Genomic DNA, 24,992 nt, shown 5'->3' with positions numbered 1-24,992 from the left:
TAAAAAATGTCACAGTTTTTTCGTAAAGGGGGTATCGCACTGAATGATACAGAGTGGATACAGGATTTTGCAGACAGACGTTTGCAGTACGGTGTATCCCAGACGAAACTTGCGGTCATGGCTGGAATCAGCCGTGAACATTTAAGCCGTATCGAATCCGGCAAGGTGGCGGTCACAGAAGAAATGAAAGTGAAACTTTTGGAAGCTCTGGAAAAATTCAATCCAGAAGCACCGCTTACCATGCTGTTTGATTATGTGAGGATACGGTTTCCGACACTGGATATTGGACACATCATCAAAGATATTTTACAGCTCAATATTCAGTACATGATACATGAGGACTTCGGGCATTACAGTTATACAGAACACTACTACATCGGAGATATTTTCGTATATACTTCTCCCGATGAAGAAAAAGGTGTCCTGCTGGAACTGAAAGGAAAAGGCTGTCGCCAGTTTGAAAGTTATCTGCTGGCACAGGAACGGAGCTGGTATGATTTTCTTATGGACGCTCTGGTGGACGGTGGTGTGATGAAACGCCTTGACCTTGCCATCAATGACCATACGGGAATGTTAGATATTCCAGAACTAACCGAAAAATGCCGGAATGAGGAATGTGTATCGGTGTTCCGTTCCTTTAAGTCCTATGCTTCCGGCGAACTGGTCAAGCATGAGGAACAGGACAAGGCTGGTATGGGGTATACGCTTTATATCGGTTCACTGAAAAGTGAGGTGTACTTCTGTGTCTATGAAAAAAGCTATGAGCAGTACATCAAACTTGGGATTCCCATTGAGGAAGCACCCATAAAAAACAGATTTGAAATACGGTTGAAAAATGAACGTGCTTATTATGCTGTCCGTGACCTGCTGACTTACTATGACGCTGAACGGACGGCATTTTCTATTATCAACCGTTATGTACGCTTTGTGGATAAGGAAGCAGACAAGAAACGGAGCGACTGGAAATTATCTGTCCGCTGGGCGTGGTTCATCGGGGAAAACAGAGAGCCGTTAAAGCTCACGACCAAACCCGAACCCTACACACTGGACAGAACTCTACGCTGGATTCAACGGCAGGTTGACCCGACACTTAAAATGCTGGAAACAATCACAGCAAAAACAGGCGTTGATTATCTGAAAGAAATCCGTAAATCCACAAAACTGACGGAAAAGCACTACAAGATAATCGAACAACAGACCACATCTACCGAAGATGTGATTTTAGAAAAGGAGAATTGAAAAATGCAACGATTATTATTTGACTTCCTGCTCTTCTCTTTAGGTGGAACAGTTGGCGTGATTGCCATGTGTATTTTACAGGCTGGCAGACAGTCTGACCGAAAAATGATGGAACTGAAAGGAGAAAAGAAAGCATGAATTTTGGACAGAACCTTTATAACTGGTTTTTAAGCAACGCACAGAGCCTTGTGCTGATGGCGATTGTTGTTATCGGAATCTACTTGGGATTCAAGCGTGAGTTTTCCAAACTTATCGGATTCTTGGTAGTTGCCTTAGTAGCCGTTGGTCTTGTATTCAATGCATCCGGCGTAAAAGACGTATTGTTACAGTTATTCAATAAGATTATTGGAGCGTAAAATTAAGAATCCCACATTTTGAACACAAACTTGTGGTAATATACTAATATCATTAAAATGTTTAAAGGAGATTCTTATTATGGTTAGATACAGTATTGAAATCGGACAGAAAGAACAAGATATTTTAAAAGAAATCGTTTTAGCCAGTGATAAAAATGTAAAGAAACGTAAATTTGCAACAGGGTTATCGTCTGTGATGGCTGTCATAATGTTAATATACACGATTCTTTGCTTTATGAATAGTCGTATTGGCTATGGTATTATTGGATTATTATTTTCAGTTTTCTTTATCTGGATTATCATAAACGGAGCTAACACATTTCAGAAAAAAGTAATAAATATTGTTCATTCAAAGATGGATAATAAACTGACTTCGGGAAAACGTGAATATTGTTTTGATACCGATGGAGTTGCAGTTAGTTCTGATATTGGTAACGGGACTAATCATTGGAACGCCTTTAAATGTTGGGGGATTTTCAGAAATTACATATATATCAGAACAATAAAAAATGAAATGGTTCTTGTTAATCAAAATGATTTGTCTGAAAATGATGTAAAAGAGTTAAAATCCCTTTTGAGTCAGAATTTAAAAGAAGAAACGCTTTAATATTGTTTTAGAGTTAAGCAGTCTTTCAGTTATGATCGACTGCTTTTTTCATACTCAAAATTAGAAGAAAGGACTGAATTACGATGGAAGAATGTAGCGTATTGATTGAAACGACCAAATCAGCAGAGGATAAAACCTCTCGCTGGTTTGATTTACCCATTGATTATGAGCTGTTCCGTGACCTGCTCGGTGTGGAAGCTGACAGCAAAGACTATCAAATCACAGATATGAAGCTCCCCTTTGCTGGCGATATTGTAAGGACAACTTCTGTCAGACGATTAAACAAGCTATACTTTGCTTACACGGATTTATCGCCAGAAGTTCAGCAGGCATACAAAGAGTTGATTCCTTATTGTGGCGGTGTAGAGGATTTATTGCAGGAATCCGAAGAATTTTTGTTTTATCCAGAGTGTCACAACATCATGGACGTTGCCCGTTACCGCTTGGAGCATAACATTGAATTTTCTGCTCTTTCCGAAAAAGGAAAGAAATATTTTAATCTGGAAGCCTACGCCCATGAACTGGAAGAAAAAGGACGTTATGCTCTCTGCAACAACGGTATGTTCAAACTTTGACAGGTGGTATTGCTTATGGCAGAAATGAAAGTATTTGTTATCAATCTTGATGAACAGGAAAAAGATACATGCTGTGCGTGGTTTACACTTCCCTGCAACATAGAAGCATTAAAACAATCCATTGGTTTACCGCCGGACAGTGACCGTTATCTTATCAGTGATTATGATTTTCCTTTTGAAATCCTGCAAGATACAGACCTCGACTTGCTAAATAATGTCTGCCTTGCAATTTCAGAGAGTGAAATCCCACCCGAAGATATACCTGCAATTCAAAGAGAATGGTTTTCAAACCTGCAAGAGCTGGAAGCCGGACTTTGCAATATTACATACCATCGGAACTGTTCAGATATGGAAGAAACATCAGAACATTTCCTGTGTGTGCATGGCAGATTTTATGAATACAATGAGTGAAAGGAAGTGACCGTTTATGCTTGATGATATGCAAGTCTATATAGCCAATCTTGGCAAGTACAATGAGGGAGAACTGGTCGGGGACTGGTTCTCTTTTCCGTTGGACGAAGAAGTGATTGCAGAACGTATCGGCTTAAATGCAGAGTACGAAGAATACGCAATCCATGATACGGACAACTTCCCGATGGAGATTAGCGAATACATTTCCATCGAAGAACTGAACCGTATCTATGAGCAGTTGGAAGAATTACCGGATTACCTGCTGGACGACTTGGACAGTTTTATATCCTGCTATGGAAGTCTGGAAGAACTGGTGGAACATAAGGACGACATCATTCTGTATTCCGGCTGTGAAACGATGACCGATTTAGCCTACTATCTGATTGATGAAGAACAGATACTCGGAGAAATCCCGTCCTCTTTACAGAACTATATCGACTATGAAGCCTACGGGCGTGACCTCGATATAGAGGGGACATTTATTGCAACAAACGCTGGTATCTGTGAGGTACTGCGTTAAGGGCTGGCAGATCAGCACCGCCACTGGTGCTACTGTCAGCTTTTCTCTTGGGGGCAGTCTGGAAAATCCGGCTGTCCCTGTTGTTATGAAAATGAAGAAAGGAGCATTTACAAGTGAAGAAAATCCGAAGTTATACAAGTATCTGGAACGTGGAAAAGGTACTGTATGCCATCAATGATGTAAACCTGCCATTCCCCGTGACCTTTACCCAGATTACATGGTTTGTACTGACGGAATTTATCATCATTCTGTTTGCAGATGTACCGCCACTTTCCATGATTGAGGGAGCATTTTTAAAATATTTCGGGATTCCCGTTGCTCTTACATGGTTTATGTCACAGAAAACCTTTGACGGGAAAAAGCCATACAGTTACATCAAGACGATGGTTCTGTATGCCCTGCGTCCCAAAGTGACTTATGCCGGAAAAGCCGTGAACCTGCATAAGCAGAAATTTGAGGAAACTATCACGGCAGTAAGGAGTGTGACCTATGTTCCCGATTAAATATATCGACAATAACCTTGTCTGGAATAAGGACAATGAGGTGTTCGCCTACTATGAGCTGATACCGTACAATTATTCATTCTTATCCCCAGAACAGAAATACCTTGTGCATGACAGCTTCCGTCAGCTTATCGCACAGTCCCGTGAGGGAAAGATTCATGCGTTGCAGATTGCAACCGAAAGCTCAATCCGAAGCATACAGGAACAGTCAAAGAAGCTGGTAACGGGGAAATTAAAGGAAGTCGCCTATCAGAAAATAGACGACCAGACCGAAGCCCTTGTATCTATGATAGGCGACAATCAAGTGGATTACCGTTTCTTTCTGGGATTCAAGCTCATGGTCACAGAGGACGAAGTCAATCTGAAGAACATCAAAAAATCGGTATTTCTGACATTCCGTGAGTTTTTGAATGAGGTAAGGCACACGCTGATGAATGACTTTGTTTCCATGAGCAATGATGAAATCAACCGTTATGCGAAGATGGAAAAACTGCTGGAAAACAAAATCTCCCGTAGATTCAAAATCCGCCGACTGGAAGCCAAAGATTTTGCCTATCTGATGGAACACCTCTACGGCAGGGACGGGATAGCTTATGAAGATTATGTGTATCCTCTTCCAAAAAGAAAATTAAAAAGAGAAACACTGATTAAGTATTATGACCTTATCCGTCCTACCCGTTGCGTGGTGGAAGAAAGCCAGCGATATTTGCGTCTGGAACATGAGGACAGCGAAAGCTATGTATCCTACTTTACGGTCAATGCCATTGTCGGGGAGCTGGACTTCCCATCATCGGAAATCTTTTATTTCCAGCAACAGCAGTTCACATTCCCTGTGGATACGTCCATGAATGTTGAGATTGTCGGGAATAAGAAAGCCTTAACCACTGTCCGTAACAAGAAAAAGGAATTAAAGGACTTGGACAATCACGCCTATCAAGCCGGAAACGAAACAAGTTCAAATGTGGTGGAAGCCTTGGATAGTGTCGATGAACTGGAAACAGATTTAGACCAGAGCAAGGAAAGTATGTACAAGTTAAGTTACGTCATACGGGTATCTGCACCCGATCTTGACGAACTGAAACGCCGTTGTGATGAAGTCAAGGACTTTTACGATGATTTGAACGTGAAGCTGGTACGTCCTGCCGGAGATATGATGGGACTGCATGGAGAGTTTCTTCCAGCCAGCAAGCGTTATATCAATGATTATATCCAGTATGTAAAATCTGATTTTTTAGCCGGACTTGGTTTTGGTGCTACCCAGATGTTGGGCGAAAACACAGGAATCTATATCGGATATTCCGTGGATACGGGAAGAAATGTCTACTTGCAACCGTCCCTTGCCAGTCAAGGGGTAAAAGGTACGGTCACAAATGCGTTGGCTTCTGCTTTTGTCGGTTCGCTTGGTGGTGGAAAATCATTCTGTAATAACCTGCTGGTATATTATTCCGTTCTGTTCGGTGGACAGGCAGTTATCCTAGACCCGAAAAGTGAGCGTGGGAACTGGAAAGAAACACTGCCGGAGATTGCAGAGGAAATCAACATTGTAAATCTTACCAGCGACAAGGAAAATGCAGGGCTTCTTGACCCGTTTGTAATTATGAAAGATAAAGAGGACGGAGCTACACTGGCAAAAGAAATTTTAACATTTTTAACAGGTATCTCAACCCGTGATGGAGACAAGTTCCCTGTGCTTATCAGTGCAATCAGCAAAGTATCAGAAAGTGAACACAGAGGATTGCTAAATGTTATCACAGAATTACGGAAAGAAAATACGCCTATTGCAAACCATATCGCAAATCATATTGACAGTTTTACAAATTATGATTTTGCACACCTGCTCTTTTCAGACGGAACAGCGAAAAACACTATCAGTCTGGATAACCAGCTCAATATCATACAGGTTGCAGATTTGGTTCTGCCGGATAAAGATACTACTTTTGACGAATACACGACCATTGAATTATTATCGGTGGCAATGTTGATTGTAATATCTACCTTTGCCTTAGACTTTATCCATTCAGACCGAAGCATTTTTAAGATTGTAGACCTTGATGAAGCATGGGCGTTCTTAAATGTGGCACAGGGTGAAACACTCTCAAATAAGCTGGTGCGTGCTGGTAGAGCCATGAACGCCGGAGTTTATTTCGTAACACAATCCTCTGGGGACGTATCGAAAGAAAGCCTAAAAAATAACATCGGTTTAAAGTTTGCGTTCCGCTCCACAGATACCAATGAAATCAAACAGACCTTAGAGTTTTTCGGACTGGACAGTGAGGACGAAAACAACCAGAAACGTTTGAGGGATTTGGAGAACGGACAATGCTTAATGCAGGATTTATACGGGCGTGTCGGCGTGGTACAGATACACCCTGTCTTTGTAGAACTGCTCCATGCCTTTGATACCAGACCGCCGATAAAAAGTGAGGTGGATTTGGAATGATGAAATCTGTCACAAAAGAAAAGGTATTCCATGTACTGAAACTGGTTCTGCTTGCCGTGACCGTCATGCTGGTACTGCTGTCCCTGCTTGGGACGGTAGCTCATGCGTCTGGACTGGTCGATGATACGGTCAATGCAGACAACCTGTATTCAAAGTATCCGCTTTCCAATTATCAGCTTGATTTCTATGTGGACAATAGCTGGTCTTGGCTTCCGTGGAACTGGCTGGACGGCATTGGAAAATCGGTGCAGTACGGGCTTTACTGTATCACAAATTTTGTCTGGACAATCAGCCTGTATCTTAGCAATGCCACAGGATATGTGGTGCAACAGGCGTATAAGCTGGACTTTATCAATGACATGGCTGACAGTATCGGGAAAAGTATCCAGACACTTGCCGGAGTAACCGAAAACGGATTTTCCAGCAGTGGATTCTATGTGGGATTCCTGCTCATTATCATTCTGATTGTAGGTGTTTATACCGCCTATACAGGGCTTCTCAAACGGGAAACAAGCAAGGCACTTCACGCTGTTATCAACTTTGTGGTGGTGTTCATTGTGTCTGCGTCCTTTATTGCTTATGCTCCCAACTATATCCAGAAAATCAATGATTTCAGTTCGGACATCAGCACCGCTTCTCTGGACTTGGGGACAAAAATCATGCTCCCCGATTCACAAAGCAAAGGGAAAGACAGCGTAGACCTTATCCGTGACAGCCTGTTTTCGATACAGGTAGAAAAACCGTGGCTGTTATTGCAGTTCGGGAACAGTGATACCGAAGAAATCGGGGCTGACCGTGTGGAAGCTCTGGTATCTGCCAGTCCGTCAGACGAAGATGGAGAAACAAGGGAAAATGTTGTCAAAACAGAGATTGAAGATAACGACAATGACAACCTTACCATTCCACAGGTCGTCAACCGTCTGGGTATGGTGTTCTTCCTGCTCATTTTCAATCTCGGTATCACAATCTTTATCTTTCTGCTTACCGGCATGATGTTATTTTCCCAGATACTTTTTATCATATATGCCATGTTTTTGCCTGTCAGCTTTTTACTGTCCATGATACCGACCTATGAGAACATGGCGAAACAGGCAGTTGTCCGTGTATTCAACGCCATTATGACAAGAGCTGGAATCACGCTGATTGTGACCGTGGCATTTTCAATTTCCAGTATGTTCTACAACATCTCCACGGACTATCCGTTCTTTATGGTGGCGTTTTTGCAGATAATCTGCTTTGCCGGAATCTATATGAAGCTCGGAGAACTAATGAGTATGTTCAGCCTTAATGCGAATGACAGCCAGCAGATAGGTCGTCGGATATTCCGTAGACCGATGGTGTTCATGCGACACAGGGCAAGACGTATGGAACGCCGAATTGCAAGGGCTGTTGGTACAGGAAGTATGGTCGGAGCTGGTGCTGGTGCAGTCGCTGGTTCTGCTTATAATCACTCTCGTTCTACACATAAAAATACGCCAGCCAGACCACAAAGGAATAATGATGTTTCGATGGGAAGCCGTGTCGGTTCTGCGGTAGGTGCTGTGATGGATACGAAAAATAAAGTCCGTGACAGTGCTTCCTCACTGAAAGAAAATGTGAAAGACCTGCCGACACAGGCTGGTTATGCTGTCCACTCTGCAAAACAGAAAGCAAAGGATAACGTATCTGACTTTAAGCGTGGCGTTGTGGAAGAACGGGAAAACCGACAGGAACAGCGTACACAGAAACGCAATCAGCACAGGGAAAATATCTCACAGAAAAAGCAGGAATTACAGAAAGCACAGGAAGCAAGACAGACAGTTCATGCGAATGGATCAGCGACAGCCGGAGCTACCAGAAGCCATGAACGCCCTGTTGCCACACCTGTTCCAAAACCTGCACAGACCGATACAGTTACTAAGCCGGATATGAAACGTCCTGTTACTTCTTCTGTGATAAAAAATGCAGAAGTCAAGGCTGGAAAAGAAAATGTCCGAACCAATATCAGACAGGAACAACAGATCAAATCTGTTGCCAGAACGAATCAGTCAAACGTAGCGGAATCCAGAAGTAATCAAAAGAAAACAACCGTACAGAAACAGGTCAACCAAAAACAAAATCGTAAGACTGTTACGAAGCAACCAGAGAAAGGACGGAAGAAATGAGATTAAAACGTATCCTTATCATAGGTACGATATTTCCAGTCCTTTTCTCCATCGTCCTCTTTTTCGGGATATTGATTTCCGGCGAAGATGACGACAGTTCAAACAGCTATTCGCCTGTCTATTCTGGCATGAACCTGTCAGCCGATGTCCTCAAACATCAGCCGATGGTAGAAAGATACGCCAGAGAAAACGGTATCTCGGAGTATGTGAACGTCCTGCTTGCCATCATACAGGTGGAAAGTGGCGGTACGGCTACCGATGTCATGCAGTCCAGCGAAAGTCTGGGACTACCGCCAAACTCATTAAGTACAGAAGAATCCATTAAGCAGGGGTGTAAATATTTTGCGTCCCTGCTTTCTTCCTGTAAAGCAAAAGGCATGAATGACATTAACGTGGTCATTCAATCTTATAACTATGGTGGTGGCTATGCAGACTATGTGGCGAAGAACGGGAAAAAGCACAGCTTCAACCTTGCAGAGAATTTCGCAAAGAATAAATCCGGCGGTACAAAAGTGACCTATACGAACCCGATAGCGGTCAGCAAAAATGGTGGCTGGCGTTATAACTACGGGAATATGTTCTATGTGGAGCTGGTCAACCAATATCTGAATATAAAGCAGTTCAGTAACGAAACGGTACAGGCGGTTATGAATGAAGCGTTGAAGTATCAAGGCTGGAAATATGTCTATGGTGGCAGTAACCCAAACACCTCTTTTGACTGTTCTGGTCTTACCCAGTGGTGCTACGGAAAAGCCGGAATCAGCCTGCCACGAACCGCACAGGCACAGTATGACGCAACCCAGCATATCCCGTTGTCACAGGCACAGGCTGGCGATTTGGTCTTTTTCCATTCCACCTACAATACCAGCGACTATGTAACCCATGTAGGAATCTATGTGGGAAACAATCAGATGTATCATGCCGGAAATCCAATCGGCTATACCGATTTGACTTCTGCCTACTGGCAACAGCACATCATTTGTGTCGGAAGAATCAAACAATAGAAAGGACTTGAAATATGTTTAAGAAGAAAGAAAAAACAGAGAAAGCACCTAAGAATAAGAAAGTGCGTACCATGAAAGTCGGGACACATAAGAAATCTGTCCTGTTGTTGTGGGCGGTGCTTCTGGCAAGCACCAGTTTTGGTGTGTATAAGAACTTTACCGCCATTGACACCCACACGGTACATGAAAAAGAAATCATTCAGCTAAGATTGAACGATACCAACGGTATTGAGAATTTCGTCAAGAACTTTGCGAAAGCCTACTACTCATGGGATACCAGCAAGGAAGCCATTGAAGCAAGGACAACAGAAATCAGTAAATACCTTACCAAAGAATTACAGGACTTGAACGCTGATACCATCAGAACGGACATACCAACCAGTGTTACGGTTACAAATGTGCTGGTCTGGAATGTGGAACAGTCTGGAATGAACGATTTTACCGTTGCCTACGAAGTAGATCAGCAGGTAAAAGAGGGAGAACAGACACAGGCAGTCACAGAAAACTACACCGTGACCGTTCATGTGGATAAGGACGGTGCAATGGTCATTACCCAGAATCCAACCCTTGCTCCGGCGGTACAGAAATCAAAGTATGAACCGAAAGTACAGGAAGCAGATGTCAGTGTCAGTTCCGACACAGTCAAGGACGCTACCGCTTTCTTGGAAACATTCTTTAAGCTGTATCCGACAGCTACGGAAAAAGAACTTGCCTATTACGTCAAAGACGGTGTGCTTGCTCCTGTTTCCGGCGACTATGTATTTTCGGAACTGGTAAACCCTGTCTTTACCAAAGACGGCGATAACCTCAAGGTCAGTGTGTCTGTGAAGTATCTGGATAACAAGTCGAAAATGACACAAATCTCACAGTATGAGCTTATGCTTCATAAGGACGATAACTGGAAGATTGTAGAATAAATAATCAAGGCTTGCGTCATAAACCGTATAGTATGCTCCGCAAGCCTCATTTCGGTATGATTTGCAAGCTGATTAATATAGTTGTTACATTTCGTTTAAGAGATTATAATAATTAAAATAGCTAAAATCTATCAATTTTTAACAGTAGTATGTGGACATAGTTGATAAAAAATTGCTTTTTCAATGATAAGATATATTTCTAAGGAGGAACGAGATATGGCACAGAGCATTTTGATTGTAGACGACGAAAGAGATATTGTATCAATGCTAAATCAATATTTTTGCAAAATTGGTTATGTAGTATACACAGCAATTAACGGAAAAGAAGCACTGAATGCAATCACAAAACATCCAGATATTATTTTATTAGATATAAATATGCCAGATATGAATGGTTTTACAATTTGTGAAAAAATCAGGAATTTTGTGTCCTGTCCTATTATTTTTTTAACAGCTCGGATTGAGGACTGTGATAAAATCAAAGGATTTGCTGTCGGTGGTGACGACTATGTTGTAAAGCCTTTCTCCGTTGATGAATTAGAAGCCAGAGTTGCTGCACATTTGCGGAGAGAAAAAAGACATGGTTCGTCCGCAATAGTTCAGTTCGATAATAATATAGTAATTGATTATTCATCACGAGTTGTTTTTTATAGAAATGCTGAAATAAATTTTACGAAGAAAGAGTTTGATATTATTGAATTTCTTTCACAAAACAAGGGGATTATTTTTGATCGTGAGACAATTTATGAAAAAGTATGGGGCTTAGATGGTTCTGGCGACAATTCTGTTATTACAGAACATATACGCCGGATAAGAACAAAATTCCTTTCTATAGGCGACAATCCTTATATAGAAACTGTCTGGGGGTGCGGATATAAATGGAAAAAGTAAGGCGAAAAAATTCAAGGCATTATATTGACAACATGAGTATTAAAAATTCGTTTGTTTTTTATGCTCTTATTTCCTTAGTGATTGGTATTGTAATAGGTGTTATATCTATTACTCTTGTAGATGATTACAGAATAAACCTTAACTATAAATATGAGGACATGACAACAAGGTATGATATACCTGAAAATGGTTCATTTACAGCGAAATATAACAAAGACCAAACAGAATACACAATATATAATGCAAGTGAAAAGGAAGTATGTAATTTTGTTGTAGACTATCAAAAGGAACGTCCAGTACAAGAATATATTTATCCTAATCATGTTTCTTACATTGAAGTTTCACCAAAGTTTACTAAACATGATAGAATTGTGGATTCTGCTCTAGGTGTGGTTAATATTGTCACCATTCCTATTGTTCTTTCAATTAGCATGATTCTTTGTGTGACTATCTTTGTAAACCGAAAATTAGTAAGACCCATAAAGTTACTGACGAATGCATACAGAAAAGTCGAAAACAACGAACTGGATTTTACGTTGCCTTACCCTTATAAAGACGAGATGGGGAGGCTGTGTCTTGCATTTGAGAAGATGAAAAATTGTTTATATCAAAACAACCAAAAAATGATACGGCAATTTACTGAACAAAGGAGATTAAATGCTGCTTTTTCACATGATTTACGCACGCCTTTAACAATACTAAAAGGACATACCACAATGTTGTTATCATTTATTCCCAAAGGATTAGTTTCTCAACAGGAGGTACTCGACGAATTATCAACAGTACGCAACAATGTGGAACGGCTTGAAAAATACGTTAGTGCTATGACAAACTTATACCGTTTAGAAGATATAGAAATCGAAAAAGAAAACATAAACTTTGACTTCTTATTAAAAACCTTATCAAATACAACGGAAATGCTCTGTTCTGATATAGAATATACGATTAAAACAAATTGTAATAAACAGCAAACTCTATTTATCAATCTTGAAATTATCATACAAATTTATGAAAACCTGTTGTCTAATAGCATTAGATATGCTAAGTCGATGATAGCTATTGATGTAAATAAACAGGAGGAATTTTTATTGATTACGGTCTCTGACGATGGCTGTGGTTTCAAAAGTACGGATATAGAACGTGTAACATTACCATTTTATAAACCATCGCAAGATACTACGTCTGAACATCTAGGTCTGGGATTAAACATTTGTAAAATATTATGTGAAAGGCATGGAGGTACAATAAAAATTTCAAATAATCATAAGGGGGGAGCCTGTGTTACAGCTTGTATAAAAATTGCATATGTTGATGAAAAATAGACATTTTCCCCATATAATTGCATTAAGCACTTATAAAGGAGGTTTCGATTATGAAAAAAATTATCTGTATTATTTTAATAACTGTCACAAGCATTTTGTCCGGGTGCAATTCAACATCAGATGAAGAAATAATATCATCACAGGATTTCAAAGAGAATTATGAGGTTTCGTCCTATGGAACTGAGGAAAAAATTAATACTTTATCAGATGTTGAGCTTACATCAAGTGAAAAAGAGTATTCTGACTTAGAAAACGCAAAATTTTTTTTAGAAAATAACTCCAACAAAGAGTATCATTATTCTAAAGCCTATTTTGAAATTGAAGCGGAGCAATCAGAAACATGGTATCAATTAACTCAACTTTATGACCCATCAAAAGATAACGAAGATGATGCAGTTATAAATCCCACCGAAAGATTAAGTTTACCATTTGATATTTCCTCGGTTTATGGCGAACTCCCATCAGGGCACTATAGAATAATAGTAAGTATTTCTTATTTCGAATCCCCTAAAGATTGGGATTATGACACTTATTATTTGGCATGTGAATTTACATTAAAATAGTATATCAGAAAGGAAACAAATGGGAACAGCAAAATGGATATACTGTCCTATATGCAAGAATAAAACAAGAACAAAAATCAGAACGGATACTAAGTTGATAAATTTTCCACTGTATTGTCCAAAATGCAAACAGGAAAACCTAATTAATGCCAGCAAATTAAAAATAACAGTAATCAAAGAGCCAGACACTTAGATGCAGAGCCGATAATTCAGAGGATTTCATATCTCATAGATTATCGGCTCATTTTTATTACCTATCACCATATCCCGTATGATTGGCAGGCAAATAAAAATGGAGGAACTAATCTTCCCCCACTTCCTTTGATTTGATGATACCAGCAGCGACGCTCTCCATGACAACCATATCTTTGTCGTCGAAAGTATCAAGCTGTTGTTCCAACTGTCTGCGGCGAGTGCTTTTTACTTTGTCACTGGTCGGCAGGAAAATTTCATCAACAGACACATTAAGTAGAGTTACAAGGTCATAAAACACCTGTAAACTTGGGTGCTGCCCTTTATTCTCAATATTCGTCAGATAGCGTGGGTCAATTTCAATTTTTGCTCCCACCTGTTCACGGGTCAGACCTTGTTTCATCCTTGCCGCTTTGATGGCAAGACCAAAGGCTCTGAAATCGTATTTATCTTCTGTTTTACGCATAATTAATCACCTCACTACATTTTACTGTTCCTAAAGAATTTGTAACAGGTACAGTAAAACGTATTGCAAGGTTTATCAGTTCCTATGAACAGGTAAATAACAATATATGCTGCTTGGCGGTAAAAAAAAACCGTTGTCAGCAGTAATGCTTTTATACGTCCTTTTAGATAGAACGACGGTTCATACAGCCGCCGTTTTATTTTTGTCCAACGGTGGACAAACTACTGGTTGGTTTTGTTTTAGCGGCTTCAGGAGGTAGCCGCATGGAATGCCTATACATTCAACAACATTCGACCATTGGTAGCTTGTTAAAAAAATCCGTTTAACTTTTGCGGATTATATCGCTCTTGTATATGGTTTTTCACATCACATAGCAGGAACAATTTATAAGGCACAAGAACAGCACGTCAGTATTGCTCTTGTGCTTTTTTGCTACTTTAAAAAATTTTTTGATTTTTTTCTGATTCGGGTTACAAATCACCCCTCCGTGTTGAGTGTTAGTGCGGAAAGAGGTAAAAAGCCTTTTCGCTTTAGCAACTTCAACTTGAAAGGAGGTGAGATTATGAAACCTTCTTCATTTGAGAACGCTATAAGACTTCAATTTGACTGTCTGGCTCGTAAGGTGATTGGCAGAACTGTAAAGAACTACAACAAAGAACTTGCCAGACGTGCAAAGCATGAAATATCTTTCTGTGAAATACCAGAGCTGGAATTAAACCAGTTGGGTGTATCGGACGAATACTCGCTTGAATTTACTTCCTTTGATGTGTTCGGTACAGAAGTTCGTGTCTATGATGAGAAATTATGTGAAGCAATCAAAAAATTAAGTGAAAGACGACGCAATGTTGTGTTGATGTTCTACTTTCTGGAATTACCAGACGCAGAAATCGCAGAGATTTTGGATATTTCCAGAAACTCTGTTTATAGAAACAGAATGTGTTCACTAAAGCTCATTAGAGATATGTACGAGGAGGAATTATAACATGATGAAGTCTACAAAAAAGTGTCCTCTATTCTCCACAATCAGTTTAGCTGCTGATGGCGACGAAGTGGCAATAGAGAAAATTTTAAATCACTATGACGCTTACATATCAAAAGCAAGTTTACGCCCGTTCTATGATGAACACGGAAATATGTATATTGTGGTCGATATGGAACTGAAAGGCAGAATTAGAGCTGCCCTTATTAAAGCAATTCTAGGTTTTGAAGTCAGAGTGAAATAAGCGAATATATACGGAGTGTGATACCACCTCATTCCAGCTCCGTTTTACAAGTGTTCTTTGAAAATTGAATAAAGTAATCAGATACGTTTGATATGCGGTGAGCCGACGGACTGGAACGCCATGACCCATGAAAAGGAGGGATAAAGAAGCGAGCGACCACGCCAGTGATCCGTAAGCGACTGTTGGAAAAGTTGCTGCCATGACCCGTATATCAGAATAATGATACACTCGCATGGTGCGGTTCACCCATCAGAATGGGAATGGTGAAATTCCAGTGGAGCTTTCCAAAGCCATCTGATTACTTCTTACTTTATAGACAAATTCTTTCATAATGTACAAGCATTTTTGCATACTTTGTAAATATATTGTAGTGAGGTGGTTCAATGGCAAATGACGCAAAGGTAGTTTGCAAGAATGTTTTTAAAAATTGTGATAAAGCGGCGTTTACAAAAGCATTTACTCTAAAATGGATAGAGTTGATAAATCAATATGAAAAAAATAAAGGAAGGGCAACTCCTGCCAGATGATAGACAAACTATCCTACAAGATGTTATAATAACATTATGTAGAGATAGTTTGTTTCGTCTTCTCAAAAAGGAGAACGAAGCATGATAGAATCAAAATCAAGAGTTGCTATTTATTGCCGCTTATCAGAGGAAGATAGAAACAAACAATCAGAAACAGACGACAGTAACAGTATTCAGAATCAAAAGTCAATGTTACTTCAATACTCATTAGAGCATGGTTGGGAAGTCTACAACATATACAGTGATGATGATTACACTGGTTCTGACAGACGACGACCAGAATTTAACAGGTTGTTGGAGGACGCAAAGAATCGTAAATTTGATATTGTCCTTTGTAAGACACAATCCAGATTTACCAGAGAACTAGAATTAGTGGAAAAATATATCCACGGTCTTTTTCCTATTTGGGGTATTCGCTTCATCAGCATTGTTGATAATGCAGATACCGCTAATAAAGGAAATAAGAAATCAAGACAGATTAACGGTCTGGTGAATGAGTGGTACTTGGAGGATATGTCAGAGAACATTAAAAGCGTTCTCACTGACAGAAGAAAGAACGGACACCATATCGGTGCTTTTGCTCTGTATGGTTACAAAAAAGACCCTGACGTAAAAGGGCATTTGATTATTGATGAAGAAGCTGCGGAAGTTGTCAGAGAAGTTTTTACACTGTTTTCACAGGGATATGGAAAGACCGCCATTGCCCGTATGCTGAATGACAGAGGAATACCAAACCCTACGGAATACAAACGACTTCATGGTTTGCGTTACAAGCAGCCTAAAACGAAAAACAGTACCCTATGGAAATATTTTGCCATATCAGATATGTTGGTGAATGAAATCTATATCGGGAATATGGTTCAAGGGAAATATGGCAGCGTTTCTTATAAGACAAAGCAAAACAAACCCAGACCCAAAGACGAGTGGTACAGAGTTGAGGGTACACATGAGCCGATTATTGACCGTGAGTTATGGGATAGGGTTCAAGCATTGGTAGCTCAAAAGGCAAAACCTTTCACAGTTGGCACAATCGGTTTATTTGCCAGAAAAGCTCGCTGTATGAATTGTGGTTATACAATGCGTTCGTCAAAGAATCATGGTAAGCATTATTTACAATGCTCTAACCGCCATGTAGCAAAGGACGCTTGTATAGGTTCTTTCATTTCAGTAGACAAATTAGAAAAAGCTGTGATTGATGAACTTAATAAGTTATCCGCAGAATATCTTGACAAAGATGAGCTTGAACAAAATGTGCAATTCAACAATGACTTGCGAGGTCAAAAAGAAGCTCTGGAAACGGAGATTGCTGCTTATCAAAAAAAGATTGCGGAATATACAAAAGGAATCCGAGAATTATATTTAGATAAGGTAAAGGGTATTCTTTCCGAACTTGATTACTTGGATTTATCCAAAGACTTCTCAACACAAAAAGAAAGGCTCGAAAAACTGATGATTGATACGCAGAAACAGCTTGATGTTATTGAAAGAAAAATGCTGATTGGCGACAACAGACGACAGTTAATCGAGCAATATACAAATCTTGAACACTTAGACAGGGAAACGGTTGAAAAGCTGATTGATTATGTATTGGTTGGCAAAAAAGACCCTGTAACTAAGGAAGTACCTATTGAAATACATTGGAATTTCTAGGGTTCTCATATCTGGCAGCTAGTATGCCAGATTATCGGGAACTTTCTTTTAAAACCTCAATGTTGTCTTTATACAATCGCACCCTCTGCTGCCATATCTTCCACCAGATCAGCAATGGCATCACCACTTGACTGAAATTCGGTAGCGGAAAATGGAACTCCACCCGCAGCCTGCGGCCAGACACCTGCGGTGTGATCAATATAATATGGTGCAAATCCGGAAGCTTCCAGTTCTTTGGCGGAAAGTCCGCGCGTCAGCTGGCGGACAATCGCACCAATCATTTCGAGGTGAGCAAGTTCCTCGGTTCCGATGTCGGTAAGTACACCGGCAATCCGCGGATTTGCAAAAGAAAACCGCTGGGCCAGATAGCGCATGGAAGCTCCCATTTCGCCATCGGGACCACCGTACTGACTTATAATAAAAGATGCCATCTTAGCATTTGGTGTTGAAATGGAAATCGGATATTGCAGTCTTTTTTCATAATTCCACATAGCTTATTTCACTCCTTCCCATGGCATTGGACCGTCATTCCAGTCCCAGTCCTCCAGCGGCTGGCTGCCAAATGCGGACAACGGTTCGAAACGTTCCTCGTATGTCTTTTTAGCTGAATTGTATAATTCGTTGCACTGATTGTAATAAGAGAGTGCCTGTGCGTCATCCGGATGGGTGTCCAGATAAAGAAGCATATCATAGGCACAAAAGCCCAGTGCCATAACCCAGCGGTACAATTCTGACCGGTTCATTGGCTGAGAAGATGGTCTTGTCATCGCCGCCGCCCTCCCTGCATCATATTCATATTGCATTTTCCGGTAAATGGTTTATCCAGTTCCGGAAAAATTGTGCCTGCGGCAAGCCCGCGCATAGGATCGTAGGTTTTGCCGAAGGTCTGCCAGGGAACGTAGCACATGCCAGGTACCTGATGGCTGCCATTGTCTGTTTCCGGCATAGTATTAATAGTTGCATTCATGGATTTCTTTTTCCTTTCTGATCAGCATATACTGTATGATATGTTTCGTTTGCGTTATGTGTGTATTTGTTATATAATAAAACACATGACAGAATAAGGAGAGAAACGCAATGAGTAAAGTAAGAACAAGATTTGCACCAAGTCCGACAGGAAGAATGCATGTAGGAAATCTTCGTACGGCATTGTATGCTTACCTCGTAGCAAAGCATGAGGGCGGAGATTTCATCTTAAGAATAGAAGATACCGATCAGGAGCGTTATGTGGAAGGCGCTGTAGATATTATTTACCGCACCCTGCAGAAAACAGGCCTGATCCATGACGAGGGACCGGACAAGGATGGCGGCTGTGGACCATATGTACAGAGTGAGCGTCAGGCACAGGGCATTTATTTAAAATACGCCAAAGAGCTGATCGATAAAGGCGAGGCCTATTATTGTTTCTGTGACAAGGAACGCTTAGAGGGACTCAAAAAAGTAGTTGCAGGAAAAGAAATTCATGTATATGACAAGCACTGTCTGCATCTTTCCAAGGAAGAAGTAGAAGAAAAACTTGCCGCAGGCGTACCGTATGTCATCCGCCAGAATAACCCGACGGAGGGAACGACAACGTTCGAGGATGAGATTTACGGGGATATTACCGTTGACAATGCGGAGCTGGACGATATGATTCTGATCAAGTCCGATGGATATCCGACTTACAATTTTGCAAATGTGGTAGACGATCATCTGATGGGAATTACCCATGTTGTCCGTGGAAACGAGTATCTTTCCTCTTCCCCGAAGTACAATCGTCTGTATGAGGCATTTGGCTGGGAAGTACCGGTATATATCCATTGTCCGCTGATTACGGATGAAAATCATCAGAAGCTGTCAAAACGATGCGGACATTCTTCGTTTGAAGATCTGGTAGAGCAGGGATTTCTGACAGAGGCGATCGTGAACTTTGTTGCATTGCTTGGATGGAGCCCGGCAGATAACCAGGAGATCATGACACTCGAAGAACTGGTAGAAAAGTTTGATTACCATCATATGAATAAATCACCGGCAGTCTTTGACTATACCAAGTTAAAATGGATGAACGGGGAATACATCAAAAAAATGGACTTTGACAAGTTCTACGAGATGGCACTTCCGTATATCAAAGAAGTGATCACCAAAGATTATGATCTGAAGAAGATTGCACATATGGTACAGACCCGTATCGAGATCTTCCCGGATATCAGGGATCACATTGATTTCTTTGAGGAACTTCCGGAATATGATGTGGCAATGTACACGCACAAGAAAATGAAGACAAATGCACAGACTTCTCTTGAAGTGTTGCAGGAGATCCTTCCGGTCTTAGAGGCTCAGGAAGATTACAGCAACGATGCATTGTATCAGACACTTCTTAAGTATGTAGAGCAGAAAGGCTGCAAGAACGGATATGTTATGTGGCCGATCCGTACGGCAGTATCCGGCAAGCAGATGACACCGGGCGGTGCCACCGAGCTTATGGAGGTTCTTGGAAAAGAAGAGTCTCTTGCCCGTATCCGTAAAGGAATCGAGCTCCTTTCTCAGGCACAGTAGAACATTCTCACGGGAGAACGAATGAACTATAATAAATCCCAGCAGCAGGCCATCCGCCATAAGGATGGCCCGATGCTTGTTCTGGCAGGTCCCGGTTCCGGGAAAACTGCGGTAATTACCCAAAGAACGAAACAGTTAATTGAATATGAGAACATAGATCCGTCCAATATTCTTGTGATTACATTTACGCGAGCGGCGGCACAGGAGATGAAGCAGCGTTTTCTTGCATTGACAGGAGAAGAGAGAACGAAAGTGACCTTCGGTACGTTCCACGCCATATTTTTCATGGTGCTGAAGCTGGCGTATCATTTTGATTCCGGAAATATTATATCGGAGGAGCAGCGATATCAGTTTATGCGGGAGATTCTGTCTTATCATCATCTGGAATACCGGGATGAAGGGGAATTTATCGGGGATGTTTTAACGGAGATCAGCCGTGTGAAAAATGAGCAGATTCCGCTGGAACATTTTTATTCTTCCAGCTGTGGGGAGGAGATTTTCCGGAAGATTTACCGGGAATATGATGAGCGGCTCAAAAGAAACCGCCTGATAGATTTTGATGATATGCTGACATACACATATGACCTGTTTTCCCAGCGGAAGGATATTCTTTCGGCATGGCAGAAAAAGTACCGTTATATTCTGATCGACGAATTTCAGGATATCAATCTGATCCAGTGGAAGATCATGTGTATGCTTGCCGCACCGGAAAATAATCTCTTTGTAGTGGGAGATGATGACCAGTCCATCTATCGGTTCCGCGGTTCGAAGCCGGAAATTATGCTGGGATTTCAAAAGATATACCCGCAGGCAAAGATTGTGAATCTTGAAGTAAATTACCGGTGTGAGCCGCCGATTGTGGAGGCAGCTATGCGCCTGATCGCACACAATGAAGAACGTTTTCCGAAAAAGATCCGTGCCGGAAAAGCCGGGAAACAGAAGGTGCGTTTTCAGTACTTTGAGGACTGCTATAAAGAGAATGCATTTTTGGCAGAAGATATCCGGCAGACTGTGCAAAATGGGGTTCCGCTTTCGGAAATCGCAGTACTGTTTCGGACAAACATGCAGCCGCGTGCCCTGATGGAATATATGGTTTCTGCCAATCTGGCATTTCAGACGAAAGACCGGATTCCGGATATCTATGAGCACTGGATTGCCCGTGATTTTTTCACTTATATCCGCATCGCACAGGGAAGTGACAGCAGAGCCGATTTCCTTTCTATTATGAACCGGCCGAAGCGGTATATCGGCAGGGACAGCCTGCCCGATGAAACGGTATGTTTTGATGAGTGGGTGAAATTATATGAGGAGCAGCCGTGGATCGCGGAGCGGATCGAAAAGCTGTGGTATGATCTGAAACATTTATCCCGTCTGAGCCCTTATGCGGCAATCAACTATATCCGGCGGGGAATCGGGTACGATGATTATCTGGCAGAGTATGCCGAATACCGGAATGCGAATAAAGAAGATTTTTATGAAGTGGCAGATGAAATCCTTGCGAGTGCCAAAGGGTACCGTACATTTGAGGAATGGTTTGCACATATAGAAGAATACCGGCAGGAGTTAAAGAGACTGGCGCAGGAAAAGCGCAGGAATCAGAATGCTGTGACATTTGCAACACTGCACAGCGCCAAGGGGCTGGAATTTACAAAAGTGTATCTGATTGACGTCAACGAGGGCGTAATGCCTTATAAGAAAGCAGTATTAAAGCAGGATGTCGAGGAAGAACGGCGTTTGTTTTATGTGGGAATGACCAGAGCAAAGGAATCCCTGACAATCTGTTCGGTAAAAAAAATGCGTGGCAAAGAGGTGGAACTGTCGCGTTTTATCAAAGAAGTCGGTAAAGAGCCGTAAAAAACCTGCATCGGGTATTCGATGCAGGTTTTTATAAAAGTTATTCCTCGTCTTCGAGTGCATTGAAGTAGTCATCATCGAGCATTTCATCGAAGCGGTCAGCAGCGGCTTCGTACTCGTCGTCATCCGTGATGCTGTCGATCTGTGGAATGCCATCCTCATCCTCCGCATAGCGGTAGAGATAAACGGTGCCTTCATCCGGATCGGAGCCGTCCGGATTGAGTGGCATCAGTGCGATGTAGTCCTGTTTGTTTACCTCAAAAATAGTGAGAATTTTACATTCTACTTCGCCTTCATCCAAATCAAGTGTTACACGAATATCTTCAATCTCATCCGGGGTAACGGGTGTTGCTTTTTCTTTATCTTCCATAAGATACCTCTTTTCTTAATCGTTTTTGTGTCTTTTATCATTATAAGCGAGGAGTAAGGAGCTTGTCAATTCGAAAAAGTGATATACAAAGTTTTTTAAAAAGGGTATAATGAAAAACATGAAAATACGAGATACGAAAAAACGAACAGACAATAGAAGGATCAGAGAAGGAGATTACGCAAAACCGGGAGTGACGATTCAGGGAGAATGGACCACTTTTACGTTTGATGCGGAAAAAGAGGACAGCTGTTTTGTGGTACTTAAGGATATACAGACCGAAAAAGAAGAAAAGATAGCTGTTCCGGCAGAATACTGCATGGGATCGGTGCGCTCTATCGCAGTGGCAGATCTGCATCTCGAACATCTGATTTACGATTTTAAGATCAATGGAAAAAAGGTAATGGATCCGTGCGCACACGCCATCATGGGGCGGCAGGTCTGGAATGACAGTTCACGCAGCCGGCAGCAGTATGAGGTGCATGGGGCATTTGATGTGCAGGAGTTTGACTGGGGGGAGGATGTATGTCCGGAAATACCGAGAGAACAGATGATTATGTACAAGCTGCATGTGCGTGGTTTTACGATGGATTCCGGTACCAGAAGTGTTCCGGGGACATTTCGTGCGCTTATGAACCGGATTCCCTATCTGAAGAAACTCGGTGTGACAACAGTTGAACTTATGCCGGTGTATGAGTTTGAGGAAATTGAACTGCCAAAGCAGCAGAAACTTCCGGAATATATCCGTTGGAAAGAAAAACAGACGGATCAGATCCGCCCGGCAGAAAAAATAAAAAAGGTTCCGCGCAAAGTGAATTACTGGGGATATGAGCCCGGAAATTATTTTGCGGTGAAGGCATCGTATGCTGCCGATCCGCTGCATGCTTCCCGGGAATTCAGGATGCTGATCCGCCGTCTACACGAAAACGGCATGGAATGTGTGATGGAGATGTATTTTCCGGAGAAAGTGAATCATAATCTGATTTTAGAAGCGCTTCGTTACTGGGTGCGGGAATACCATGTGGACGGAATCCATCTGCTTGGAGAACATCTGCCCATTACAGCGATCGTGCAGGATGGAATGCTCAGCCGCACAAAGATCTTTTATGTGGATTTTGAGGAAAAAGCATGTGCGGCAAGCCGGAAGTATCCGAATCTGTATATTTACAAAGAGGAGTATCAGTATCCGATCCGGCAGGTCTTAAATCATATCAATGGAAATATGCGTGATTTTGCCGATCAGCAGAGAAAACAGGGGGCTTTTTTAGGCTATATCAATTATATAGCAAGCAACAACGGGTTTACGCTTGCAGATCTGTTTATGTACAACGATAAACACAATGAGGAAAACGGAGAGCAAAATCTCGATGGGAGTTCCTGGAATTTCAGCAATAATTACGGCGTGGAGGGACCGACCAGAAAGCGTTATATCGATGCGCTCCGGAAATTAAACTGGAGAAATGCGGTTCTTATGCTTATGCTGGCGCAGGGGGTTCCTCTGTTGTGGAGCGGTGATGAGATGGGAAATTCCCAGAACGGAAATAATAATGCATACTGTCAGGATAATCCCACCGGCTGGGTGAACTGGAAGAATGAAAAGTCTCATCGCAGACAGATCGAATTTCTGCAGCAGGTAATTGCGTTTCGAAAAGAACATACCGTGCTTTCAAATCCGATGCCATTCCAGTTTTCGGATTATAAATCGCTGGGGTATCCGGATCTTTCCTATCACGGGACAAGTGCGTGGATTTTAGAACCGACACCGGATCATCTATGCCTAGGAATGCTTTATTGCGGGGCTTATGCCCAAAACGAAAAAGAGCCGGATGTCTATGTCGCCTATAATTTTCTTGCCGCGGCAACGGAACTGGCTTTGCCTAAACCGCGAAAAGGGAAAGAATGGGTTGTCTGTATTGACAGCGGAGAAGAGGATGCTGCGTTTTTGGACGCACCAAAGCCCGTAAGCGGAGGAAAAATCATTCTCCGGCCACAGACCATCTGTGTGCTGGAGAGCAGGGAGATGAAAAAACATGGGTAATGCATGGAAACATTTTTGCACAATTACACATCACAAAAATCTGGTGCTGGCCGGCTGCTTTAAGATCGGACTATACAGGCAGGGGCTGCTGCATGATCTTTCAAAATATTCTCCGACGGAATTTCTGGTCGGTTGCAAATATTATCAGGGAACCATGAGTCCGAACAATGCAGAGCGGAAGGAAAAGGGGTATTCCCTGGCGTGGCTGCATCACAAAGGACGCAATAAACACCATCTCGAGTACTGGATTGATTATGATATTTCAAAAGAACCGGGGAAAGAACATTCGGGGATGGCAGGAATGAAAATGCCGGTGTGCTACGTGGCGGAAATGTTTGTTGACAGGATCAGTGCATCCAAAAACTACCAGAAAGACAAATACACGGATCGGAGTGCACTCGATTACTATATGCACGGCAGATCGCATTATCTGATCCATCCGGATACCGAGGCACTGATCCACTATCTTTTACTGATGCTGGCAGTGCGGGGGGAGAAGGAAACATTTGCATTTGTAAAGAATGAGGTACTGAAAGGAAACGTTCCTTATGAGAGGGAAAGCCTGATCCGGCGCATACAGGAACTGGCACCGGAAGAAAAAATATAAAAGGGAAAAGCACAGAATGCCTTCTGCTGACATAGAATATT

At 41.7% G+C, this 24,992-nt stretch carries 28 protein-coding genes and 1 pseudogene; 24 read left to right on the top strand and 5 right to left on the bottom strand.

Annotated features, from left to right (window positions below):
* Positions 1-6 precede the first annotated feature (6 nt).
* The 16 genes from mobT to M72_RS16395 all read left to right on the top strand — a co-directional run bounded on the left by mobT (position 7) and on the right by M72_RS16395 (position 13,685).
* Positions 7-1,239, top strand: a complete 1,233-nt coding sequence (gene mobT, locus M72_RS08930) for a MobT family relaxase (RefSeq protein ID WP_055067929.1) — start codon at positions 7-9, stop codon at positions 1,237-1,239.
* Positions 1,240-1,242: 3 nt separating this feature from the next.
* Positions 1,243-1,377, top strand: coding sequence for a DUF3789 domain-containing protein (locus M72_RS16405; RefSeq protein WP_082413842.1), 135 nt, complete (start codon positions 1,243-1,245; stop codon positions 1,375-1,377).
* Positions 1,374-1,595: a hypothetical protein gene (locus M72_RS08925; protein ID WP_004844214.1), complete on the top strand. Its 222-nt coding sequence runs from the start codon at positions 1,374-1,376 to the stop codon at positions 1,593-1,595. Before M72_RS16405 ends, M72_RS08925 begins: the two co-directional genes overlap by 4 nt.
* Before the next feature lie 79 nt (positions 1,596-1,674).
* Entirely contained in the window at positions 1,675-2,202 is a 528-nt protein-coding gene (locus M72_RS08920; protein ID WP_055060386.1) for a YcxB family protein, read from the top strand.
* Between the two features lie 101 nt (positions 2,203-2,303).
* Positions 2,304-2,777 (top strand): antirestriction protein ArdA, encoded by a 474-nt coding sequence (locus M72_RS08915; RefSeq protein WP_261291806.1) that lies wholly within the window; start codon positions 2,304-2,306, stop codon positions 2,775-2,777.
* A gap of 15 nt (positions 2,778-2,792) precedes the next feature.
* The gene (locus M72_RS08910) at positions 2,793-3,188 is read left to right on the top strand and encodes a hypothetical protein (RefSeq protein ID WP_055067928.1); all 396 of its coding nucleotides are present in this window, start codon (positions 2,793-2,795) and stop codon (positions 3,186-3,188) included.
* A gap of 16 nt (positions 3,189-3,204) precedes the next feature.
* Positions 3,205-3,708, top strand: coding sequence for an antirestriction protein ArdA (locus M72_RS08905; protein ID WP_055060389.1), 504 nt, complete (start codon positions 3,205-3,207; stop codon positions 3,706-3,708).
* A 113-nt stretch (positions 3,709-3,821) separates the two neighbouring features.
* A complete protein-coding gene (locus M72_RS08900; protein ID WP_005611098.1) occupies positions 3,822-4,211 on the top strand; it encodes a conjugal transfer protein in 390 nt (129 codons plus the stop codon).
* Positions 4,198-6,651, top strand: coding sequence for a conjugal transfer ATPase TcpF (gene tcpF / locus M72_RS08895; protein ID WP_055067927.1), 2,454 nt, complete (start codon positions 4,198-4,200; stop codon positions 6,649-6,651). Before M72_RS08900 ends, tcpF begins: the two co-directional genes overlap by 14 nt.
* Complete coding sequence (locus tag M72_RS08890) at positions 6,648-8,795, top strand: CD3337/EF1877 family mobilome membrane protein (RefSeq protein ID WP_141652712.1); 2,148 nt, start codon at positions 6,648-6,650, stop codon at positions 8,793-8,795. The genes tcpF and M72_RS08890 overlap by 4 nt, the downstream gene beginning before the upstream one ends.
* Positions 8,792-9,799 (top strand): bifunctional lytic transglycosylase/C40 family peptidase, encoded by a 1,008-nt coding sequence (locus tag M72_RS08885; RefSeq protein WP_055067926.1) that lies wholly within the window; start codon positions 8,792-8,794, stop codon positions 9,797-9,799. Before M72_RS08890 ends, M72_RS08885 begins: the two co-directional genes overlap by 4 nt.
* Before the next feature lie 14 nt (positions 9,800-9,813).
* Positions 9,814-10,716, top strand: a complete 903-nt coding sequence (locus tag M72_RS08880) for a conjugal transfer protein (protein ID WP_006857581.1) — start codon at positions 9,814-9,816, stop codon at positions 10,714-10,716.
* Positions 10,717-10,932: 216 nt separating this feature from the next.
* Positions 10,933-11,607, top strand: coding sequence for a response regulator transcription factor (locus tag M72_RS08875; RefSeq protein ID WP_020994080.1), 675 nt, complete (start codon positions 10,933-10,935; stop codon positions 11,605-11,607).
* Positions 11,608-11,639: 32 nt separating this feature from the next.
* A complete protein-coding gene (locus M72_RS08870; RefSeq protein ID WP_008704156.1) occupies positions 11,640-12,929 on the top strand; it encodes a HAMP domain-containing sensor histidine kinase in 1,290 nt (429 codons plus the stop codon).
* 50 nt (positions 12,930-12,979) lie between these two features.
* Positions 12,980-13,492: a membrane lipoprotein lipid attachment site-containing protein gene (locus M72_RS08865; protein ID WP_006857576.1), complete on the top strand. Its 513-nt coding sequence runs from the start codon at positions 12,980-12,982 to the stop codon at positions 13,490-13,492.
* 19 nt (positions 13,493-13,511) lie between these two features.
* Positions 13,512-13,685, top strand: a complete 174-nt coding sequence (locus tag M72_RS16395) for a cysteine-rich KTR domain-containing protein (protein WP_008704154.1) — start codon at positions 13,512-13,514, stop codon at positions 13,683-13,685.
* 108 nt (positions 13,686-13,793) lie between these two features.
* Here the strand turns inward: M72_RS16395 and M72_RS08860 are convergent, their stop codons facing one another.
* A complete protein-coding gene (locus M72_RS08860; protein WP_006857575.1) occupies positions 13,794-14,150 on the bottom strand; it encodes a helix-turn-helix domain-containing protein in 357 nt (118 codons plus the stop codon).
* Positions 14,151-14,712: 562 nt separating this feature from the next.
* On the opposite strand from M72_RS08860, the gene M72_RS08855 reads away from it, so the two are divergent.
* From M72_RS08855 to M72_RS08845, 4 genes are all read left to right on the top strand, one after another.
* Complete coding sequence (locus M72_RS08855) at positions 14,713-15,132, top strand: RNA polymerase sigma factor (protein ID WP_008704153.1); 420 nt, start codon at positions 14,713-14,715, stop codon at positions 15,130-15,132.
* 1 nt (position 15,133) lies between these two features.
* Positions 15,134-15,373: a helix-turn-helix domain-containing protein gene (locus M72_RS08850; protein ID WP_006857574.1), complete on the top strand. Its 240-nt coding sequence runs from the start codon at positions 15,134-15,136 to the stop codon at positions 15,371-15,373.
* A gap of 383 nt (positions 15,374-15,756) precedes the next feature.
* A complete protein-coding gene (locus M72_RS17135; RefSeq protein WP_006857573.1) occupies positions 15,757-15,900 on the top strand; it encodes a hypothetical protein in 144 nt (47 codons plus the stop codon).
* A gap of 81 nt (positions 15,901-15,981) precedes the next feature.
* The gene (locus M72_RS08845; RefSeq protein WP_006857572.1) at positions 15,982-17,550 is read left to right on the top strand and encodes a recombinase family protein; all 1,569 of its coding nucleotides are present in this window, start codon (positions 15,982-15,984) and stop codon (positions 17,548-17,550) included.
* An 83-nt stretch (positions 17,551-17,633) separates the two neighbouring features.
* On the opposite strand, the pseudogene M72_RS08840 reads toward M72_RS08845, so the two are convergent.
* The 3 genes and pseudogenes from M72_RS08840 to M72_RS08830 all read right to left on the bottom strand — a co-directional run.
* Positions 17,634-18,041, bottom strand: a pseudogene (locus M72_RS08840) (manganese catalase family protein); the annotation flags it as partial.
* Between the two features lie 3 nt (positions 18,042-18,044).
* Positions 18,045-18,317 (bottom strand): spore coat protein CotJB, encoded by a 273-nt coding sequence (locus M72_RS08835; protein ID WP_022046713.1) that lies wholly within the window; start codon positions 18,315-18,317, stop codon positions 18,045-18,047.
* Positions 18,314-18,517: a spore coat associated protein CotJA gene (locus M72_RS08830; protein WP_082413849.1), complete on the bottom strand. Its 204-nt coding sequence runs from the start codon at positions 18,515-18,517 to the stop codon at positions 18,314-18,316. The genes M72_RS08835 and M72_RS08830 overlap by 4 nt, the downstream gene beginning before the upstream one ends.
* Positions 18,518-18,627: 110 nt before the next feature.
* Between M72_RS08830 and gltX the strand changes: the two genes are divergently transcribed.
* Together gltX and M72_RS08820 are read left to right on the top strand one after the other, a co-directional pair.
* Positions 18,628-20,085, top strand: a complete 1,458-nt coding sequence (gene gltX, locus M72_RS08825; RefSeq protein ID WP_022046711.1) for a glutamate--tRNA ligase — start codon at positions 18,628-18,630, stop codon at positions 20,083-20,085.
* 21 nt (positions 20,086-20,106) lie between these two features.
* On the top strand, positions 20,107-21,939 hold the full coding sequence (locus M72_RS08820; RefSeq protein WP_055067925.1) for an ATP-dependent helicase: 1,833 nt from the start codon (positions 20,107-20,109) through the stop codon (positions 21,937-21,939).
* Positions 21,940-21,979: 40 nt separating this feature from the next.
* Here the strand turns inward: M72_RS08820 and M72_RS08815 are convergent, their stop codons facing one another.
* A complete protein-coding gene (locus M72_RS08815; RefSeq protein ID WP_055067924.1) occupies positions 21,980-22,309 on the bottom strand; it encodes a DUF1292 domain-containing protein in 330 nt (109 codons plus the stop codon).
* Between the two features lie 118 nt (positions 22,310-22,427).
* On the opposite strand from M72_RS08815, the gene M72_RS08810 reads away from it, so the two are divergent.
* Positions 22,428-24,344: an alpha-amylase family glycosyl hydrolase gene (locus tag M72_RS08810; RefSeq protein WP_055067965.1), complete on the top strand. Its 1,917-nt coding sequence runs from the start codon at positions 22,428-22,430 to the stop codon at positions 24,342-24,344.
* The gene (locus M72_RS08805; protein WP_055067923.1) at positions 24,337-24,951 is read left to right on the top strand and encodes a DUF5662 family protein; all 615 of its coding nucleotides are present in this window, start codon (positions 24,337-24,339) and stop codon (positions 24,949-24,951) included. The genes M72_RS08810 and M72_RS08805 overlap by 8 nt, the downstream gene beginning before the upstream one ends.
* Positions 24,952-24,992 lie beyond the last annotated feature (41 nt).

It is taken from the genome of Roseburia faecis (genome assembly GCF_001406815.1).
In the GTDB taxonomy this organism is placed as follows: Bacteria; Bacillota; Clostridia; order Lachnospirales; family Lachnospiraceae; genus Roseburia; species Roseburia faecis.
Note: the sequence above shows the minus strand (reverse complement) of the source record. Positions and strands in the feature narration are given on the sequence as shown.

Coding starts and splice junctions, on each gene's coding strand:
- mobT (WP_055067929.1), top strand. CDS start 7: ATGTCACAGTTTTTTCGTAAAGGGGGTATCGCACTGAATGATACAGAG.
- M72_RS16405 (WP_082413842.1), top strand. CDS start 1,243: ATGCAACGATTATTATTTGACTTCCTGCTCTTCTCTTTAGGTGGAACA.
- M72_RS08925 (WP_004844214.1), top strand. CDS start 1,374: ATGAATTTTGGACAGAACCTTTATAACTGGTTTTTAAGCAACGCACAG.
- M72_RS08920 (WP_055060386.1), top strand. CDS start 1,675: ATGGTTAGATACAGTATTGAAATCGGACAGAAAGAACAAGATATTTTA.
- M72_RS08910 (WP_055067928.1), top strand. CDS start 2,793: ATGGCAGAAATGAAAGTATTTGTTATCAATCTTGATGAACAGGAAAAA.
- M72_RS08905 (WP_055060389.1), top strand. CDS start 3,205: ATGCTTGATGATATGCAAGTCTATATAGCCAATCTTGGCAAGTACAAT.
- tcpF (WP_055067927.1), top strand. CDS start 4,198: ATGTTCCCGATTAAATATATCGACAATAACCTTGTCTGGAATAAGGAC.
- M72_RS08890 (WP_141652712.1), top strand. CDS start 6,648: ATGATGAAATCTGTCACAAAAGAAAAGGTATTCCATGTACTGAAACTG.
- M72_RS08885 (WP_055067926.1), top strand. CDS start 8,792: ATGAGATTAAAACGTATCCTTATCATAGGTACGATATTTCCAGTCCTT.
- M72_RS08880 (WP_006857581.1), top strand. CDS start 9,814: ATGTTTAAGAAGAAAGAAAAAACAGAGAAAGCACCTAAGAATAAGAAA.
- M72_RS08875 (WP_020994080.1), top strand. CDS start 10,933: ATGGCACAGAGCATTTTGATTGTAGACGACGAAAGAGATATTGTATCA.
- M72_RS08870 (WP_008704156.1), top strand. CDS start 11,640: ATGAGTATTAAAAATTCGTTTGTTTTTTATGCTCTTATTTCCTTAGTG.
- M72_RS08865 (WP_006857576.1), top strand. CDS start 12,980: ATGAAAAAAATTATCTGTATTATTTTAATAACTGTCACAAGCATTTTG.
- M72_RS16395 (WP_008704154.1), top strand. CDS start 13,512: ATGGGAACAGCAAAATGGATATACTGTCCTATATGCAAGAATAAAACA.
- M72_RS08860 (WP_006857575.1), bottom strand. CDS start 14,150: ATGCGTAAAACAGAAGATAAATACGATTTCAGAGCCTTTGGTCTTGCC.
- M72_RS08855 (WP_008704153.1), top strand. CDS start 14,713: ATGAAACCTTCTTCATTTGAGAACGCTATAAGACTTCAATTTGACTGT.
- M72_RS08850 (WP_006857574.1), top strand. CDS start 15,134: ATGATGAAGTCTACAAAAAAGTGTCCTCTATTCTCCACAATCAGTTTA.
- M72_RS17135 (WP_006857573.1), top strand. CDS start 15,757: ATGGCAAATGACGCAAAGGTAGTTTGCAAGAATGTTTTTAAAAATTGT.
- M72_RS08845 (WP_006857572.1), top strand. CDS start 15,982: ATGATAGAATCAAAATCAAGAGTTGCTATTTATTGCCGCTTATCAGAG.
- M72_RS08835 (WP_022046713.1), bottom strand. CDS start 18,317: ATGACAAGACCATCTTCTCAGCCAATGAACCGGTCAGAATTGTACCGC.
- M72_RS08830 (WP_082413849.1), bottom strand. CDS start 18,517: ATGAATGCAACTATTAATACTATGCCGGAAACAGACAATGGCAGCCAT.
- gltX (WP_022046711.1), top strand. CDS start 18,628: ATGAGTAAAGTAAGAACAAGATTTGCACCAAGTCCGACAGGAAGAATG.
- M72_RS08820 (WP_055067925.1), top strand. CDS start 20,107: ATGAACTATAATAAATCCCAGCAGCAGGCCATCCGCCATAAGGATGGC.
- M72_RS08815 (WP_055067924.1), bottom strand. CDS start 22,309: ATGGAAGATAAAGAAAAAGCAACACCCGTTACCCCGGATGAGATTGAA.
- M72_RS08810 (WP_055067965.1), top strand. CDS start 22,428: ATGAAAATACGAGATACGAAAAAACGAACAGACAATAGAAGGATCAGA.
- M72_RS08805 (WP_055067923.1), top strand. CDS start 24,337: ATGGGTAATGCATGGAAACATTTTTGCACAATTACACATCACAAAAAT.